Source organism: Halotolerantifilum yawarlongkerapense (assembly GCF_054506745.1).
This window is the reverse complement of record NZ_CP199719.1, coordinates 1,852,145-1,869,142: the sequence shown is the minus strand read 5'-3', so window position 1 is coordinate 1,869,142 and position 16,998 is coordinate 1,852,145. Positions and strand designations below refer to the sequence as shown.

Sequence of the window (16,998 nt, the reverse complement as noted above, 5' to 3'; positions counted from 1 at the left end):
AGCAAGAACACCCGTGACTTTAGTCGTGGGATGAATCGCTTGACTTTGTCCTAGAGTCACTGATAAACTAGACATGAACATATATTCTCATAAAATTTTTGCAAGGAGGTGGTTTTTTGTTAAAGCATAAGGCGTACAAGTTCAGAATCTATCCTGACAACGCTCAAAAAGAACAGATCGCAAAGACAATCGGCTGTAGTCGATACATCTTCAATCACTTCCTTCACGAATGGGAAACCGCCTACAAAACCACCGGCAAAGGATTAACCCGCAGCATTTGTTCGAGTCAGCTTCCTTCGCTTAAGAAAGAGCTCTCCTGGCTAAAGGAACCTGATGCCATTGCTCTTCAAGCGTCAATTGAAAACCTCCAAGATGCCTATACACGGTTTTTCAAAGGAGAATCAAAACATCCACGGTTCAAGAGCAAGAAAAATCCCGTCCAGTCTTACAAAACAAAATTCACCAATAACAACATCGAAGTCAAAGGCAACCGCCTCAAGCTTCCGAAACTGGGTTGGGTGAAGTTCGCCAAAAGCCGCGAGGTTGAAGGGCGGATCATGAATGCTACCGTCCGCAGAAATGCTGCGAACAAGCACTTTGTTTCAATTCTTTGCGAAGTCGACATTGAGCCATTAAAAAAGACGGGTTCTTCTGTCGGCATTGACCTTGGGCTGAAGGATTTTGCCATTCTTTCCGACGGAACGGTCTATGACAACCCTAAATTCTTTCGCTCACTCGAGAAAAAATTAGCTAAAGAACAGCGTATTCTTTCTCGCAGAAAAGAGCGAGCGAAAAAAGAGGGACGGAAACTGTCCGAAGCGAAGAACTATCAAAAGCAGAAGCGAAAAGTCTCTCTCCTTCATGAGAAAATTAGGAACAGACGCGAAGACTACCTCCATAAGCTTTCCACCGATATCGTCAAAAACCACGACGTGATCGGCCTAGAAGATTTTCGCGTAAAAGGTATGGTGAAGAACAAAAAGCTTTCGAAGGCAATCTCCGAGGCAAGCTGGGGGCTTTTTCGCGAAATGCTCGAGTACAAAGCAGACTGGTATGGAAAGACCGTAGTAAAAGTTGCCCGGAACTTCCCTTCAAGCCAGCTCTGTTCATCATGCGGATACAGAAACAAAGCCGTTAAAGATCTCTCCGTGAGAACATGGACATGCCCTGAATGTGGCACCGCTCATGACCGAGATGTTAACGCAAGCATGAATCTTCAAACCGAAGCTTTACGGCTTCTAACCGTGGGGACCACGGGGCTAGCCTAATAAACAACTGCCCGTTAGGGCGGTCTTCCTAGGAATCTTGGCACTTCAGTGCCGTGTAGTTCAAAGCGGGATGTGGCAGTAGCCGTTGGGATTCTTCTCCAGATAGCGTTGGTGGTAGGTTTCAGCCGGATAGTAGGTATCGAGCGGCTCTACTTCTGTAGCGATGGGCAGGTTGTACTCGGATTGCTTCTCTTCAATAAAGGCCTCGATCCGTTCGCGATCCTCCGGGTCCGTGTAGTAAATACCCGATCGGTACTGTTCCCCGATATCGGGCCCCTGCCGGTTGATCAGGGTGGGGTCGATCACTTCAAAGAGTTTTTCGAGAAGCGTCTCCAGAGAGATGCGGTCTGAATCGTAGGTGACCTTGACCACCTCCGCATGGCCGGTCCTACCGCTACACACTTCTTCATAGGTTGGGTTTTCCGTGTGACCATTGGCATAGGCGACCTCTGTGTCGACCACACCATCCATCCGACGATAATACGCTTCTACGCCCCAGAAGCAGCCGCCTCCGAGCACGATGGTTTTTCTCACGATGAATCCTCTCCTTCTCCTTGTGCCCGCATCCACGCTTCGATGAGGGCCTCTCTCCTTCTATTTGATACCCCGATCTTCTCGTTCAAACGCATGAGCTTATGATGATCGGAACCAGCCTCCTCCACCGCTTCGGACAATTCAAAAAGCTCGATCTCAAGGCTTTCGATCTCTTTCTCAAGTTCCGCAACCCTCCAGGGATTCACCCCTTGCGCCCCAGGTTCCCTTCCCACTTTCGCTTTTGTTGCCTTGTTCGCAGGATGCACCTCTTTCGAGTCAAGTGCCAGGTAGTCTTCGATCACACCCTCCCACTCTTCGATTCCGTCCGGGGTCAAAATCCAAAATCGATCGACCACACGATCGTTGAAGTAACGGTCGTGGCTCACTACGAGGAGTGTGCCCCCGAAGGTTTCTAGCGCTTCTTCCAACTGCTCTCTCGCCGGTAGATCCAGGTGGTTCGTCGGTTCATCCAACAGCAGACAATTAAAGGAACTGGCGATCAGTTCCGATAGCCGTAGCCGCGTACGCTCGCCTCCCGAGAGACTGCTCAGCGAACGAAACACGGCTTCCCTGTGGAAGTGAAAACGAGCGAGGTGTTCTCTAGCCGCTTGCTCACCCATGTGTAGGGTCTGTCTGATTTCTTCGAGTAGCGATGCACTTTCGTCAGCGAACTGCACTTCCTGTGGCAGATAGGCTACTTCCGTGCTGGGACCCAGGACCACGCGTCCCTTGACAGGGGTCTCCCGACCTAAAATCAAGCGCAAGAGGGTGCTTTTGCCCACACCGTTATCGCCCACCAGCGCGATTCGCTCACCGGCGAACAATGTCTTTCCAATCGATTTGAAAAGGGGCTTGTCGCCATAGCCATGGGAAAGGTGCTCCAAGCGGATCGCTTCCTTAGAAGCGCGACCTTCACTTGAAAAGCCGAGACCCCGGAGCCTCCTCTCGCGTCGCGGGGCCGTGCGTTCCTCCATCTTATCGATCCGTTTTTCCAGCATCTTGGCTTTTTTGAAGAACTTCGCATTATCCCCCTGGTCCCCCCAACTGCGGAAGCGATCGATCGCCTCCTCCATGCGGGCCACTTCTTTCTTCTGGGCTTCGTAGGCCGCTAGGAGCCGTTCCCGCCGCAAAGCACGTTCCCTTCGATAGGCATCGTAATCCCCGAGATAGCATACGGCCCGCCCCTCCTCCAGCTCGTAAATCTTCTTAACGGTCCGGTTCATAAAGGCCCGATCGTGGCTGACCATCAAAATTGTCAGCTGTCTCTCGTTGATGAAGGTCTCCAGCCAAACGGTCGTGCGCAGATCCAAATGATTGGTCGGCTCGTCGAGAAGGAGCAAGTCGTGCTGCTCCAACAACAGGCGCGCGAGGGCCACCCGGGTCTTCTCTCCACCGGAAAGTGTTTCGTGGGACTGGGACAAGAACGACTCGGAAAAGCCGAATCCCGTGATAATCCGTCCGAGGTGGACGTCGCGTTCGTAGCCGCCGGCCAACTCGTACCGTGCCTGTGCATCACCATAATCCCGCAACAGTCGTCCCTCTCCAGGTGCTTTCTCGAGCCTTGCTTCCATCTTCCGCAGTGTCCGTTCCAAGCTATCGAGCCCCCCGAAGGCTCCTTCTAGGTAAGATAGGACGCTCATGCCTTCTGTCACAGCCGGTAGCTGCTCGAGGTATCCCACCGACAACCCCTTCTTCCGCATGATCTCACCGGCCGTCGGTTGCCGGCGACCGGCGAGCAACTCGAGCAGGGTGGTTTTTCCCGTTCCATTCTCACCGACAAGGGCCACTACCTCGCCCTCTTTGACCTCCAGATCAAGCTCCGTCAGCAGGTCGTCATCATCGTAGCCAAAGCGCAGGTTGTTTACCGCCAATGCGATCATCCGGATCACCTCCTCAACGTGTATCTCTTCTTATCTTTCAGTGTACGGAAGCGACCCGTCTCGGGTCAAGTGACCCCACCTTAACTTTCCCTTTACAACATGCGCGGGCCACGGGAAATCCGATCTTTTCGACCCAAACGATCATCGATCTTCCGCATCAGCTCCTCCCGGTCCGCCGGGAGCGTGCCCTTGAGAAGTAGATCGTTGGACGCATGATTCATACGGAATACGGTCTCTGCACCGGTGGCATGCGCGAGCATGTACCGCACCTCCTCCAGGGTCTCCCGACCATCGAGGGGAACAAAGGTGCCTTCCTCCACTCTTCGGGCGAGCGGTGTCCCGGGGGATAGCACCAGAGAGAGCACACCCGTGTACGTCGGCGAGAGCGTCCCGATCAAATGACCTGTGGCCTTCGCGTGTTCCCTCCAGCCCGCCTTCCCACCGAGTCCGGCGATGACCGTCACCGATAGCCCCATACCGCAGGCCATCACCTTCCGACCGGCCTCCACGAGGCCCTGGTGACGGGTCCCTTTTTGAATTTCATCAAGCAGGCGGTCATCACCGGTCTCGACACCCATGTAGATCAAGGTCAAGCCGAGGGCCTTGAGTTCGGACAGCTCTTCTGGCGTTTTTTGCTCGATGGACAGGGGGCTCCCGTAGGCCGAGACGCGTTCGAGGTCCGGAAACAGGACAAAGGCCCTTTGCAGTAGCCCACGCCACCGCTTCATCGAGAGGATGAGTGCGTCACCGTCAGCGATAAAGAGACGTCGCGCCCGCGGTTGTGCGGTTGCCAGTTTCTCTAGATCCATCATCACGGCTTCCTCCGAGCGTATGCGGAAGGATTTGGACCGATACATATCGCAGAAGGTGCAACGGTTGTGCGAGCACCCGAGCGTCGCCTGAAGGATCAGGCTCTTGGCTTCGCTGGGCGGTCGGTATAAGGGATAATCGTAGTTCATGTTTTCTCACCCAGTACTTTCTTGAATGCCGTCGGTAGGGCGATGGTCTCCAGCTCGCCCGGGTCTACCCATCGGATCTCCGGATCCTCCACCCGCTTCACCGACCGGCCCCTTCCATCGTAACGGTGCATCTGCCAAAGGCGGTGGGTGAAAATATGCTTCTCGCGTCGGACAAAGTGCAAAGGCCCTATGTGAACCCCCAGCTCCTCTAGGACCTCACCGCCGAGTTCCCCCGCATGGTCCATACGCTCGAGAGGATAGATCGGTAGACCCCACAGGTCTGCCAGGAGGCCCTCCTGGGGTCTTCTCACGAACAGGATCTTCCCATCTTGATCAACCAGGTGAAGAACCACCCAATCCTTTTCAACGGGCTTTTTCTTTTTCGTCTTCACCGGTAGCTCCTCTAGACGTTGCTCCGCCAGGGCGACACAAGAGGACCGCCAGGGACAAACATCGCAGGAAGGGTTCAGCGGTTTACAGATGAGGGCACCGAGCTCCATCAGGGCCTGGTTGAAATGCCTTCGATCCTCCGGGAGCATCCGGTCTACTTCCTCTTCGAAAGTCTTGCGACTGCGGGGCAGGGCAATGTCCTCGTCGATTCCCTTGTAGCGGGCGATCACGCGCATCACGTTCCCATCCACCGCTGGGTGGGCCTTGTTAAAGGCGATGCTCAGCACCGCTCCCGCCGTATAGGGACCGATCCCCGGTAACGCCCTGACCTCTTTCATCGTGTCGGGAAAGACACCACCGTGCACATCGACAACCTTCTTGGCCGCCTGCCAGAGTCTTTTTCCCCTGCCGTAGTAACCGAGCCCCTGCCAGAGGCCGAGCACGTCGTCTAGATCGGCATGGGCCAGATCCTCCACCGTTGGGAATCGTTCCAAGAATCGATAGTAGTAGTCGATCACGGTGTCCACGCGCGTCTGCTGGAGCATAACTTCCGAAAGCCAGATGCGGTAGGGATCTCGGGTCTCTCGCCAGGGAAGATCGCGGTGGTGGTCCCTGTACCATTGCAAAAGTTGTTCTTGTTCTGTCGCCATAATTCCTCTCCTTTGCTTCTCGTTTCATCTTAACACGACACCATGGGTTTGCCCAGTCGCTCATGAGGGTAACAGTTTGATATCAATCTAAAAGAGGAGGTGAGCGCTTGGCTCAAAAAGAACGGGATCTCACAACCGGCTCCATCCCGGGCCATCTTAAACATCTGGCTATACCTGCCAGCGTCGGTATGTTCTTCAACACCATGTTCAACGTGGTGGATACTTTTTACGCGGGACGTCTTAACACCGAGGCTCTCGCCGGGATGAGTATGTCCTTCAGTATTTTCTTCCTGATCATCGCTTTTTCTTCCGGCCTAGGAACCGGTGCCAATGCCCTGGCCTCCCGTCATCTGGGCAAGAAGGACCGCAAGGGCTTCGGTATCGTGGTGACCAACGCCTTCTTCCTGGGGATCCTCTCCGCCCTGCTCTTGACCTTCACGGGCTATCTGATCAGCCCCTTTCTCTTCGATGTGCTCGGTGCGACGGGCGAAGCGAGGGCCTATGGAATTTCTTATGTGAACACCCTCTACCTGGGATCGATTTTCTTCATATTGAACGCCCTGCTCAATGCCGTGCTCTCGAGCCAAGGGAACACGAAACCCTATCGAAATTTTCTCGTGGCAGGCTTCTTTCTCAATCTGATCCTAGACCCCCTCTTCATCTACGGGTGGTGGGGACTTCCCCGTCTGGAGACCGCAGGCGTGGCCCTCGCCACGCTGGTCATCCAAATGCTCGGTACGATCTATCTCGGACGCGAGGTGATCGTCAGAGAGTGGTTTGATCCCAAAGAAATCCAGCTCAAGGTCCTCTCCTTCACAAAACAATTCGAGCTGCTCGAACAGGGGGTCCCCGCAGGCCTCAACATGATGACCGTGGCCCTGGGTGTTTACATGATCAACTATTTCATCTTAAGACACGCGGGTGACCAGGCCGTCGCCGCCTACGGTGTGGCCGTGCGGGTTGAGCAACTGGCCCTGCTCCCTGCTCTCGGGCTCAATGTCGCCACCTTATCCATCGCTGGTCAAAACGCCGGCGCTGGGAATCTGGACAGACTCTACCTTCTTTATAAGAAGAGCCTACGCTATGGTCTGACCATCATGACCCTGGCCATGGTGGCTGTCTATCCCCTTGCACCCTATCTGGTCCGCCTCTTCAATAGCGACCCTGGTGTCGTGCGGATAGGCACCAACTACCTCCGCATCGAGTTCCTCGCCTTTAACACCTACATCCTGCTCAATATTTCCATCTCCCTGCTCCAGGGGATGAAGAAACCCTGGTGGGCTATTGGCATCGGCTTGTACCGTCAGTTCATCGGTGCCGCAGCGCTCTTTTATCTCCTGGGCACCGTTTTCGGCCTCGGTGTAACAGGTATCTGGTGGGGAATCGTGCTGGCCAACTGGAGTGCGGCCGTGATCACTGTGGCCTACACGCTCTATCGCCTACGCCATTTTGACGAGAAAGAGGTAGAAACGGAAGAGCAAGCCTGAAAATCTATCTTGTGCAGACAAAAAAACATTGATTTTTCGCCATAGAACCAGTAGAATAGTCTTTGCACGGGGCTATGGCGCAGTTGGGAGCGCGCTTGAATGGCATTCAAGAGGCCGGGGGTTCGAATCCCCCTAGCTCCACCACTTAGAAAAAGGATTCCGAGTCTCACTCGGAATCCTTTTGTTATGCTAGAAAAGAGAGGAACTTGACTATGAGTCTACTGACCGTTAATCATTTGACCCACGGTTTTGGTGCCCGGGCGATCTTCGAAGACGTCTCCTTCCGCTTGCTCAAAGGGGAGCACATCGGCCTCCTCGGCGCCAATGGCGAGGGAAAATCCACCTTCATGAACATCATCACCGGTAAGATTGAACCGGATGCCGGTACCGTCGAATGGGCTAAGCGCATCCGCATCGGCTACCTCGATCAGATGACCTCCATCGATCCCGATGCGACCATCCGCGACGTCCTGAGGGGCGCCTTCGCCTACCTCTATGAAATCGAAAGCGAAATGCAGACCTATTTCGAGGAAATGGGTACTGCCGATGGGGATGAGCTCGAGCGTCTCATGGAGGAAACCGGAACCCTGCAAGATCTGCTGGACCACAACGATTTTTACATCATCGACGCCAAGGTCGAAGAAGTCGGTCGCGGTCTGGGCCTCGACGCCCTGGGCTTCGACACCCCTGCCAGCGAACTATCCGGTGGCCAACGCGCCAAGGTACTGCTCGCTAAGCTCTTACTGGAAAAACCGGATATCCTGTTGCTCGATGAGCCCACCAACCACCTGGATGAGGTGCACGTCAACTGGCTCCGACGATACCTCCAGGACTACGAGAACGCCTTTATCCTCATTTCCCACGATCTTCCCTTCCTGAACAGCGTGATCAACTTGATCTATCACGTAGCAGACCGTCGCCTAGAGCGTTACGTGGGTACTTACGATGATTTCACGGCTGTTTACGAGATGAAACGATCACAGCAGGAGGCGGCCTACAAGCGCCAGCAGCAGGAGATCGCCGAACTAGAGGATTTCGTGGCCAGGAACAAGGCGCGCGTCGCCACGCGAAACATGGCCATGAGCCGGCAGAAGAAGCTAGACAAAATGGAGCGGATTGAGATGACCCGGGAAAAACCAAAACCCACCTTCCGCTTCGCTGAGTCCAGAACATCGGGCAAATTGATCTTCGAAACAAAGGACCTGGTCATCGGCTACGACGACCCGCTATCAAAACCCTTGAACCTACGGTTCGAGCGTGGCATGCGTGTGGCGATCACGGGTGCCAACGGCATCGGTAAGACCACCCTCATGAAGAGTTTGATCGGCGAGATCAAGCCCTTCGACGGCTCGGTGGACAAGGGTTACGAACTGGCCATCGGCTATTTCGAACAGGAGCTTAAAGTCGATCACGGCCGTACCTCCCTGGAAGAGATGTGGGAGGCCCACCCCTACATGTCCCAGTTTGAGGCGCGGGCCGCGCTGGCCAAATGCGGATTGACCACTATGCACATCGAGAACCAGGTGCGGGTTCTAAGCGGTGGCGAACAGGCAAAGGTTCGCTTCTGTCAGCTCATGAACCGTGAGACCAACGTGCTCCTGCTCGATGAGCCGACCAATCACCTGGACTTCGATGCCAAGGCGGAGCTGGCTCGCGCCCTTTCGGAGTACAGCGGCACCCTCTTGATGATCAGCCACGAACCCGACTTCTACAGCGACCTCGTCGACGAGGTCTGGGATCTAGAGAATATCGGCTAAGATGCTTGAACCTTCCCCTGGGAGGGTTCTTTTTTTGCGCCTTCCTCGACGAGAGCCCGGACCGTCTGGACATCCTTATCTCCCCTGCCCGATAGGTTCACGATGATAATCTGGTCTTTGGTCATGGTGCCCGCCGTCTTGATGGCCTGTGCCACCGCATGGGCACTTTCGAGCGCCGGGATAATTCCCTCCAGTTTCGATAGGGTCAAGAAGGCCTCCAGAGCCTCGCGGTCGTTGATCGCCACGTATTCCGCTCGACCCGTTGCATGATAATGGCTGTGCTCGGGTCCGACACCCGGGTAATCCAATCCAGCGGCCACGGAATGAACGGGGCTCGGGTTCCCTTCTACATCTTGAAGGGTGTAGCACTTGAATCCGTGGATTATCCCCGGGCTACCCTTGCCAAGGGTCACCGCGTGTTCTCCCACGGCATCACCGATGCCCCCGGGTTCTACGCCGATCATCTGGACGGCGGTATCGTCGACAAAGGGGTGGAAGAGACCGATGGCATTGCTCCCACCGCCGACACAGGCCACGAGGGCATCGGGCAGTCGGCCCTCTGCTTCGACAATCTGTCGTCTGGCCTCTTCACCGATCACCTGCTGAAAGGTACGCACGATCGTGGGATAGGGGTGGGGACCGACGGCAGAACCCAATAGGTAAAAGGTGGTCTCAGCGTTTTGGGCGTAGTCGGCGAGGGCCGCGTCCACCGCCTCCTTAAGCGTCCGGGCCCCCTCCTCTACTGCGAAGACCTCGGCACCCAGGGCTTGCATCCTAAAAACATTCAGCGCCTGTCGCTCGACATCTACCGCGCCCATGTAGACCCTACACTCGATACCAAAGAGGGCACATGCCGTGGCCGTGGCCACACCATGCTGTCCGGCGCCCGTTTCAGCTACCACCCGCTTTTTTCCCATCCGCCTGGCCAGTAGCGCTTGTCCGATCGCATTGTTGATCTTATGGGCACCCGTGTGATTGAGATCCTCGCGTTTGAGGTAAATCTTGGCTCCGCCCGCCTCTTCACTGAGCCGCCTGGCGTAGGTCAGTGGATTCTCACGGCCGATGTACTGTTTTCTCAACTCCAGTAGTTCCTCGTTAAAGGCGGGGTCCTTCATGGCTTCTTCGAAAGCCACTTCCACTTCGTCGAGTGCACGCTGCAGGTTGCTTGGTACAAAACTACCGCCGAATTGTCCGAAATATCCTTTTTTCATCATCATCAACCTCCTGGTTTCTTCTGTACTTGTCGTTGCTATCGCCGGATGATCAGGCCGGACAACAAAAAACGCCCCCTATCCATGACGGTTGTCATAGATAGAGGACGATCCTATTCGCGGTGCCACCTCTTGTTGATTCCCTGCAGGGAAATCCACTCTTTTCGGATACACAGGACGCACATGGTGCATCGATATCCTATCTCTGTAACGGGAGAATCCCGGGTCCACCTACTCACCACTGCTTTCGGCTGCCGCTCGCGAGGCCATTCACATCCTCGTTTTCTACCGGGTTCCCACCTGCACCGGCTCTCTTTGAAAAAACGAATGGATCCTACTTTTCTCGCTCAACGCTTTGTTCGATTGGATTGTCACCTATTGTAGCAGGGGGCTTTCAATGCTGTCAAGTACTATTTTGACCAAAGGTGCCACTAGGCAGGGCCTTGCTCTTCCTTGTCACAGTCATTTTCTTATGGTCGCCACCGGAAGGCTTCGGGTCGGTCCCCCGGCGATCACCTTAAAAATCACCCTTGTCTTTAAACACGTGATCCCCCTGCAATTAAAGGCCGATACACCCCTTTGGTAAACGGATTTCCTGCATAGATATTAAGCCCTCTTCCACTGCACGCCGGCCGTTGTACAATCCTGTTTTCCAACACATGTGCAGGGTGACTCTTGTCATCATTTCGTAACGAGATGGCAACTCGTTTGAGATGTACAACCGCATTTCCTGTGGTATGCTTAGCCTGAATCGAAAAAAGAAAGAGTGTGAATGAATTGAAAAAATGGTTGATCGCCGGCGTCATCATTGTCGCCCTAGGTTTTATGCTTGTTAAGATGCAAGGACCGTCGCGTTTTCTTATTTACGGGCTCGAGGGCACGCGTACGGATACGATTCTCGTGGTTTCGGTTGATCCGGGAGAATCCAGTTTATCCGTGCTCTCGATCCCCAGGGATACCTATCATCCCGTCGAGGGAAAGAATGGTCTAGGACAAAAGAAGCTCAACGCTGTCTATGGATTCAAAGAAGGTGGTGGCGCTGAAGGCCTCGAGAAAGCGGTAGAAAAACTCATCGGTCTGGAAATCGATGCCAGCATCGGTGTGCGGTATGAGCATATTCCCCCGCTGATCGATGCCCTCGGCGGTGTCCCCGTAGAGGTTCCCTATGCCATGCACTATGATGACCGCCGTGCCTCCCCACCCCTCTCCATTCATTTTGAACCCGGTCCACGCGTTCTCACGGGCGAAGAAACCCTCGGCTACCTACGCTTCCGGAAGAACAAAGACGGTACGCGGAACATCGGCGATCTCGGACGTATCGATCGCCAGCAGACTTTCTTAAAAAGCGCCTTGGCCCAGGTACTAGAGAACCCCAGCCCCACGCTGATCAGCAAGGCACTCGGGACCCTGGAGACAGACCTCACTATGGTGGATCTTCTCCCCTTGACACCCCTGCTCTTGACCCTCGACGAGGAGCAGGTCCGATTCGACAAGCTCCCCGAAAAGAGCGTGGGCTCCGGCCCCGATGGCTTGAGTTACTACTTCCACGATGCCGAGGCGACGCAAACCCTTATGTCCCAGTATTAAAACGAGCCATTTCCCCTGAGACGGGAGATGGCTCGTTTTTTATCTGTATACTTTTGCACGGGGACGACAGTCCCACCGTTCGCTTCTAAAGTCCATCATCTGTCCCTCGGCAATTTTTTCAAGCCCGGGGAGCGAGAGAAAATCAACAGGATGAATCAACCCCGCCGGTTTTTCAATGCCCTGCACACCGCTCAGCGCAAGTAACGTGGCCACAAACTGAGAACAGAAGAAGGCTTCGCTTCGATTGAGCTCATAACCCATTCGGGCTGTCACGATGCCCATCAGATTGTACCGGTAACGGTTTTTCCCGATGGAAAAGAGCTTGAGTTCCCGCTGAAAGCGGTTGTACACCGTGGCTTCCACGGGTAGCCGGTACAGGGCGAAGGATGCTTTCTCAAAATGAGCGTAGATGCCATCCCTGAGATCTTCTTCCACGAAGCCCGCCCAGAACGGATTGAACGGTTGCTTGCGTCCAAAGGTATAAAACCGTTGAAAGGTAGGATCGATCCCAATGGAGATATGTGAATAGGGCGCTCCCGATAGTCCCTTGATCATACGGCTCAGGACTGATCCGGAGTGCGTCAGCAGTAGATAGAGATCTCGATTGTTTTTCACGTTGTTGCCTCCAAAAAATTTTCTATGATATCTAGCATACCACAATCCGAGAGGCTTTGCACGGTTTAACGGATGTCCACTGCCACCTCGATGGCCATCGTCTTCTGCGCTGTCGGGGATCCGTTGTTCGAGAATACCGATAGGATCGTCCCGGATTCTGGGTAGTACCCGCTCATCACGCTCACGCCAGGATCTTCTCCGCGCAGGTAGATCTTATACAGATTCCCTTCAACGATTTTCCTCCAGAAACCCACTCCATAGCAAAAGGGGCCGCTGACGGGTACATCGTGCATCAGTAGAAGGGCTCGTGTGTTTTCGTCCAGATAACCCGGCGTCAGAAGGCCCTCCCAAAATCGCTTGAGATCCTCCGCCGTGGTATAAGTCCCACCGTCCGGTCCACCGACGATCGGCACCGCGTAGATATGCGACCGTCCGTCGGGTAAGTAGTGCGTGGCGGACTTCGGTGCGAGGTGATCGAGGGAATCCATATCCGTCCCGTCCATACCCAGTGGTTCGAACACTTCCCTGCGTATCACATCACGATAGCGCACGCCACTGAGCCGCTCGAGCACCATCCCCAAGAGGATGAAGCCGGCGTTGCAGTAGGAGAATTCTTCCCCTGGCCGGGAAACCGGCGGACGACCTGAGAAGAGCGGAAAGAAGTCCTCTGTCTGCTGCATCCGGTAAGTGGGGTGGTCCCGCCACAGGGCTTCATAGTCTCCCTCTAGGTCCTCGTCAAAATAATCCGCTATCCCCGAGGTATGATCCAACAGCTGCAAAAGTGTAATCGACGGATCGATCTGGCTCCCCGCCAATTCGAGATAGCCCCCGATCGGATCGTTCAAATCCAGTTTCCCCTGATCGCGGTACCTTAGTATCGCCGCCGCTGTGAATCCTTTCGTGACGGAAGCCGTGGCAAAACGTGTCTGCGCGGTATTCTTCACCCCATGAACGCGACTGGCGTAACCCGCCGCGATCTTGAAACTGTTCTCGGGGCTATCGAGTGCGACCAATCCAGAGAACGCTTGGTCTTCTACTAGGAGCTTGCGAATAGCATCCATCATCATTACAAATCCTTCCTATAGTAATCCAACATCTTTTCCGTGACAAAACCAGCGCTTTCGTACAGGTTGATCGCCACGGTATTTTCCTCGTCAACCTCTAGCGCGGGTTTCTTCTCTCGACCGATCTCCCACAAAATACCTCTGAGAAGGTCGCGTCCGAGGCCCTCTCCCCGTCGATCGGGGTGAATCCCCAGACCGAAGATCATGCCCCGATCCCCCGTCTTATGGAAGCCGGCCATACCGACGTATACTTGGTCCACTTCGTAAAGGTAAAAACGTCTCTTTTCATCGGACACCAGGCTTTCAAAGAATGCCGCTGCCTCAACGCCGCTCGTGTCAAAGATCTCTCCATCGAGCCTTAAGTACAAGTTGCGATTCGCTTTCGTGCACAGGTGCAGGGTCCCTGTCGGTGGCTCGATCGAGAGACCCAGCTCGGCGACCATCACGCGCTCCGAGTGGCTGTACCCCGCACCGATGGCACGCAGGACCCTGCCGCCCACCTTGGACCGCCCGTTGGTCACGAAGAGGAGTTCCTTCCACCCGCCCGCCACAAGGTCTTTCGAAGCGTCTTCCACCAGATAGCGGAAGATGCCCTGCTCCCGCTTGTCAGGTCTCACCCAGGCGATGGCTTCCGCTTCCTCAAGGGAGGGGAGGAAGAGCTGCAGGTAGCCAATCAGCTCCTCTTCTTCAAAGGCCAAATAGTGACGTGGAAAATCCTGCGACACTCCGTAGGTCTCAAAGGTGGGGGCAGGGATCTCATGCTGGTCTTTCTCATTGCAGGTTTCCACAAGGCCTTGGATCGCCTCGATCTGCAAACTCGTTAAGTCCAAATGCTTCTCTATGGTCATCGGCATACTCCTTTCCCGGTAACTTTCGACTCTCTGCTGGTGATTTCCTGCAAAGTACACCTTAAAAAATCCCCGGTCGCCCGGGGATTTTCTCCTATTTCATTTTCTTCGCGAAGGATAAGATGGCACCCAGCGCGATGGACAAGAAGGCCGCTACCAACACACGGTAGGCAGGAGGCAATAAGAAAGTGATCGTGTGGGCTGGAATCCAGAAAAATGGGATCGTCTTCATGACCACGAAGGTCACGAACCCCTTCCAGTCGATGCGTTCGAGTACTTGATCGACAGTGAGTCCGCTCCTCATCTCACCGAAGCGCATATCGAGGTAGGTGTCGGTGAAACGGTGGAAGGCCATGAATGTCGGGGCAAAGGTCAGGTTCATGATCGCACTCGTGAAAAAGGCGAAGGCAATCGCCGTACCGGCTCCCGGTAGCATGCCCTTGTCGAGGGAGTTCATGACCCCCGTCGCAAAGATGTTAAAGATCAGCGTGATCACGATGCCCAAAAATCCCCAGATCAACGAGCGAAACAACAGGGCAGGTGGCTTGCGGTAATCACCAGTTGCTATTCGAATGGCCATCAGTTCTCCCATGGACGCCAGGATCGCGAACTTGATGAATCCCCCCAGCAACGGATGGTTTGTGGTAAAGGTCACGAATAGCGCATGTGTGCCCGGCATCACGACAAAGAGTACAAAGGCGACGAAGGCCGCCCCCCAGATCAAATCTCCCTTTTTCAATTCACTTCACTCCTTCTGTTCTCTTATCACCATTGTACAGAATAGCGAAGAAAATTGCTAAGGTTTTTGAACACTTATTGATTTTTTTTAATTGTTGCCGTCATCGAGGAGCTCCATACTCTGATCCGCTATGCGCCATGTTCCCTCCGTACGACTGTACAGGATCTCAAGGCGGTAGGGTCCCCAAAGAGCGTTCTCTGCCTCCTGTATAACGCGGGTTGTCGTCTCGTCAATGGTTTCCAACTCGATCGGGTCGGACGCCGATAGGCGTGCCGGTCCTTCTGTCGGAACGACGACGAGCTTCCCCTCCTCTTCCCGGTAATACGTGTTCAGGTACTCTCTGACCAAAGGCTCTTCTGCATAGTCGAGAGCCGCTTGCAGGAGCGCTTCCCTGTCCTCGTAACCGACGACCTCATAGGATCCTTCTCGTACTGTGGGATCGAAGAGCAGGGTGTAGAGAGACGACTGGATTTCCAGAGCCAATTCACGGGTCAAGGGCCCTGCCTCATCCGTCTCACGTTTCTCGACGAGGAGGCTTTCCGACATATGCTCTACGATCTCAGGATTTTCCTCATAGAAGGCTTGCGACAGTTCGAAGACCAGGTGTACGGCCCGTTGGTCCTGAACAACCAGTACCTCGTGGTAGTAACGCCCCTCTGCTTCTCCAGAGAGCGTGCGGCCCTCGAGTCCATTGGACAGGGTCCGTGTCCCTTCTGTGAGTCCGGGACGATCGGATAGCGTGAAGGTGCGCGAGGCTTCCATGGACAGCTCATTACCGAAGGCTCGAACCTCTTGTTCGCCTTCTTCCGATTTCAAAGTGATCCCGTCTCCATTTTGCGCTTCCACGCCCGTCCACCGATCCGGGTATGAAATCGAGAAGGCGAATCGCTCGTTCTCATAGCTTGTCCACTCGATCGGTTCTTCCCCCGCCTCCTGTTCTGGACCCGGTTCCTCAACGGCTTCCGGGGTGCACGCCATCGCGGCCAGAAGGACCATTACAACGATGAAACCGATTCCTATTTTGCGAAACATGAAAATTCTCCTCACTTTTTCCTTAGCCATTTACCATTTTCGTTTGCATAGCACGATTCGATGTCCGTCGGGATCTAAGTAGGTCCTGCCCCAACGCTCCCAGTAGGGGTTCTCAGATGGAAGGCGGGGAACGCCCGCCGCTTCAAATCGCTTCACGCGCTCCTCTATAGTCTGCGGGCGCGTCATGATAGAAGACCATCATCGCACTTAATATCTCGTCTCTTTCTTCCACATCTGAAGCGGTAGCGAACTCCAGATGCCACGTCTGACCCTCGCGACCCAAAAAAACGTCGCTGTAACCCTCATGGTCCTCAAAAGAACCGATCACGTCAAGATCCATCAGTGCCGTGTAAAAGGAGATGAGCTGATCCAGGTCCGAGGTGTGATAGGCCATGCGCAGATGCTGTATGCTCATACGTCCTCTCCTTTTCTCGCTGACTAACCGGCGTTCTTCTTCCGCTGCTCTTGGAAAATTTGCTCGAGCACCCAGGTCTCCCTGTGGATAGAGAGTCCGATGTGTTTGGGATTTTCCTCGATCAGGCGACGGTTGTGAGCGATGGCCTCCTGGATCTTCACCCATACGGGCACCGATCCGTTCTCCACCTCGTAGGCCTCGGGTTTTGCCTCACCCAACTCTCGATCGCAGGTGCACCGGAAGAAAAAGGAGGTCTGGTGCATAGCCTCGTACTCCGGGTAATGGATTGACCGAAGTTCTTCTACCTTACCGAAGGGGCCGATCACCTGCACATTCTGGGCACCGGTCTCCTCCGCGAGTTCTCGTCGCAGACCTTCCTCCAAGGCTTCTTCATCGTCTACACCACCGCCGGGGAAACTATAATCGTCGTAGTATTTCGTGTAAATCAACAGGATCTCGTCGCCATCGACCAGAATCCCCCGTGCCGTGGTTCGTCTGAATATCTCCTGGGGCTTTGTTCCTTCTAGCGTTGGATCCGAAAATTTCTTAATTACCCTCATCT

The 16,998-nt window shown here is 54.5% G+C and carries 17 protein-coding genes, 1 tRNA gene and 1 other annotated feature; of the genes, 5 read left to right on the top strand and 13 right to left on the bottom strand.

All coding sequences use genetic code 11. From position 1 onward, the window contains the following. Positions 1-116: 116 nt before the first annotated feature. On the top strand, positions 117-1,268 hold the full coding sequence (gene tnpB / locus ACULM0_RS09155) for an IS200/IS605 family element RNA-guided endonuclease TnpB (protein ID WP_463677244.1): 1,152 nt from the start codon (positions 117-119) through the stop codon (positions 1,266-1,268). 60 nt (positions 1,269-1,328) lie between these two features. Here the strand turns inward: tnpB and msrA are convergent, their stop codons facing one another. The 4 genes from msrA to mutY form a co-directional block, all read right to left on the bottom strand. Next, positions 1,329-1,802: a peptide-methionine (S)-S-oxide reductase MsrA gene (msrA, locus tag ACULM0_RS09150; RefSeq protein WP_463677243.1), complete on the bottom strand. Its 474-nt coding sequence runs from the start codon at positions 1,800-1,802 to the stop codon at positions 1,329-1,331. Beyond that, the gene (gene abc-f, locus ACULM0_RS09145; RefSeq protein ID WP_463677242.1) at positions 1,799-3,682 is read right to left on the bottom strand and encodes a ribosomal protection-like ABC-F family protein; all 1,884 of its coding nucleotides are present in this window, start codon (positions 3,680-3,682) and stop codon (positions 1,799-1,801) included. Before abc-f ends, msrA begins: the two co-directional genes overlap by 4 nt. A 92-nt stretch (positions 3,683-3,774) precedes the next feature. After that, positions 3,775-4,641: a radical SAM protein gene (locus ACULM0_RS09140; protein ID WP_463677241.1), complete on the bottom strand. Its 867-nt coding sequence runs from the start codon at positions 4,639-4,641 to the stop codon at positions 3,775-3,777. Continuing rightward, complete coding sequence (gene mutY / locus ACULM0_RS09135) at positions 4,638-5,681, bottom strand: A/G-specific adenine glycosylase (RefSeq protein ID WP_463677240.1); 1,044 nt, start codon at positions 5,679-5,681, stop codon at positions 4,638-4,640. The genes ACULM0_RS09140 and mutY overlap by 4 nt, the downstream gene beginning before the upstream one ends. Before the next feature lie 107 nt (positions 5,682-5,788). Between mutY and ACULM0_RS09130 the strand changes: the two genes are divergently transcribed. The 3 genes from ACULM0_RS09130 (at position 5,789) to ACULM0_RS09120 (ending at position 8,925) form a co-directional block, all read left to right on the top strand. Further along, positions 5,789-7,168: an MATE family efflux transporter gene (locus tag ACULM0_RS09130; protein ID WP_463677239.1), complete on the top strand. Its 1,380-nt coding sequence runs from the start codon at positions 5,789-5,791 to the stop codon at positions 7,166-7,168. 68 nt (positions 7,169-7,236) lie between these two features. Continuing rightward, positions 7,237-7,312: transfer RNA gene (locus tag ACULM0_RS09125), tRNA-Ala, on the top strand. 68 nt (positions 7,313-7,380) lie between these two features. After that, entirely contained in the window at positions 7,381-8,925 is a 1,545-nt protein-coding gene (locus tag ACULM0_RS09120; RefSeq protein ID WP_463677238.1) for an ABC-F family ATP-binding cassette domain-containing protein, read from the top strand. Here the strand turns inward: ACULM0_RS09120 and trpB are convergent. Then, positions 8,922-10,136, bottom strand: coding sequence for a tryptophan synthase subunit beta (gene trpB / locus ACULM0_RS09115; RefSeq protein ID WP_463679875.1), 1,215 nt, complete (start codon positions 10,134-10,136; stop codon positions 8,922-8,924). The genes ACULM0_RS09120 and trpB overlap by 4 nt on opposite strands. A gap of 100 nt (positions 10,137-10,236) precedes the next feature. Beyond that, positions 10,237-10,496 (bottom strand) — a binding site (T-box leader). Positions 10,497-10,913: 417 nt separating this feature from the next. Between trpB and ACULM0_RS09110 the strand changes: the two genes are divergently transcribed. Next, positions 10,914-11,723 (top strand): LCP family protein, encoded by an 810-nt coding sequence (locus ACULM0_RS09110; RefSeq protein ID WP_463677237.1) that lies wholly within the window; start codon positions 10,914-10,916, stop codon positions 11,721-11,723. 39 nt (positions 11,724-11,762) lie between these two features. Here the strand turns inward: ACULM0_RS09110 and ACULM0_RS09105 are convergent, their stop codons facing one another. From ACULM0_RS09105 to ACULM0_RS09070, 8 genes are all read right to left on the bottom strand, one after another. Further along, positions 11,763-12,338: a hypothetical protein gene (locus tag ACULM0_RS09105; protein ID WP_463677236.1), complete on the bottom strand. Its 576-nt coding sequence runs from the start codon at positions 12,336-12,338 to the stop codon at positions 11,763-11,765. A 65-nt stretch (positions 12,339-12,403) separates the two neighbouring features. Then, positions 12,404-13,405, bottom strand: a complete 1,002-nt coding sequence (locus tag ACULM0_RS09100; RefSeq protein ID WP_463677235.1) for a serine hydrolase domain-containing protein — start codon at positions 13,403-13,405, stop codon at positions 12,404-12,406. Further along, positions 13,405-14,250: a GNAT family N-acetyltransferase gene (locus ACULM0_RS09095; protein ID WP_463677234.1), complete on the bottom strand. Its 846-nt coding sequence runs from the start codon at positions 14,248-14,250 to the stop codon at positions 13,405-13,407. The genes ACULM0_RS09100 and ACULM0_RS09095 overlap by 1 nt, the downstream gene beginning before the upstream one ends. Positions 14,251-14,344: 94 nt before the next feature. Then, the gene (locus ACULM0_RS09090) at positions 14,345-14,989 is read right to left on the bottom strand and encodes an Mpv17/PMP22 family protein (RefSeq protein ID WP_463677233.1); all 645 of its coding nucleotides are present in this window, start codon (positions 14,987-14,989) and stop codon (positions 14,345-14,347) included. A gap of 87 nt (positions 14,990-15,076) precedes the next feature. Further along, positions 15,077-16,021 (bottom strand): hypothetical protein, encoded by a 945-nt coding sequence (locus ACULM0_RS09085; protein WP_463677232.1) that lies wholly within the window; start codon positions 16,019-16,021, stop codon positions 15,077-15,079. A gap of 30 nt (positions 16,022-16,051) precedes the next feature. Beyond that, entirely contained in the window at positions 16,052-16,207 is a 156-nt protein-coding gene (locus ACULM0_RS09080) for a VOC family protein (protein WP_463677231.1), read from the bottom strand. After that, positions 16,164-16,436 (bottom strand): hypothetical protein, encoded by a 273-nt coding sequence (locus ACULM0_RS09075; protein WP_463677230.1) that lies wholly within the window; start codon positions 16,434-16,436, stop codon positions 16,164-16,166. Before ACULM0_RS09075 ends, ACULM0_RS09080 begins: the two co-directional genes overlap by 44 nt. 23 nt (positions 16,437-16,459) lie before the next feature. Continuing rightward, positions 16,460-16,996: an NUDIX domain-containing protein gene (locus ACULM0_RS09070; protein WP_463677229.1), complete on the bottom strand. Its 537-nt coding sequence runs from the start codon at positions 16,994-16,996 to the stop codon at positions 16,460-16,462. Positions 16,997-16,998: the final 2 nt, after the last annotated feature.

What these genes read in the sequence shown, in the direction of transcription:
- ACULM0_RS09140 (WP_463677241.1), bottom strand. Translation starts at nt 4,641, where the DNA reads ATGAACTACGATTATCCCTTATACCGACCGCCCAGCGAAGCCAAGAGC.
- abc-f (WP_463677242.1), bottom strand. Translation starts at nt 3,682, where the DNA reads ATGATCGCATTGGCGGTAAACAACCTGCGCTTTGGCTACGATGATGAC.
- ACULM0_RS09075 (WP_463677230.1), bottom strand. Translation starts at nt 16,436, where the DNA reads ATGAGCATACAGCATCTGCGCATGGCCTATCACACCTCGGACCTGGAT.
- ACULM0_RS09100 (WP_463677235.1), bottom strand. Translation starts at nt 13,405, where the DNA reads ATGATGATGGATGCTATTCGCAAGCTCCTAGTAGAAGACCAAGCGTTC.
- mutY (WP_463677240.1), bottom strand. Translation starts at nt 5,681, where the DNA reads ATGGCGACAGAACAAGAACAACTTTTGCAATGGTACAGGGACCACCAC.
- trpB (WP_463679875.1), bottom strand. Translation starts at nt 10,136, where the DNA reads ATGAAAAAAGGATATTTCGGACAATTCGGCGGTAGTTTTGTACCAAGC.
- ACULM0_RS09085 (WP_463677232.1), bottom strand. Translation starts at nt 16,021, where the DNA reads ATGTTTCGCAAAATAGGAATCGGTTTCATCGTTGTAATGGTCCTTCTG.
- ACULM0_RS09070 (WP_463677229.1), bottom strand. Translation starts at nt 16,996, where the DNA reads ATGAGGGTAATTAAGAAATTTTCGGATCCAACGCTAGAAGGAACAAAG.
- ACULM0_RS09095 (WP_463677234.1), bottom strand. Translation starts at nt 14,250, where the DNA reads ATGACCATAGAGAAGCATTTGGACTTAACGAGTTTGCAGATCGAGGCG.
- ACULM0_RS09120 (WP_463677238.1), top strand. Translation starts at nt 7,381, where the DNA reads ATGAGTCTACTGACCGTTAATCATTTGACCCACGGTTTTGGTGCCCGG.
- ACULM0_RS09080 (WP_463677231.1), bottom strand. Translation starts at nt 16,207, where the DNA reads ATGACGCGCCCGCAGACTATAGAGGAGCGCGTGAAGCGATTTGAAGCG.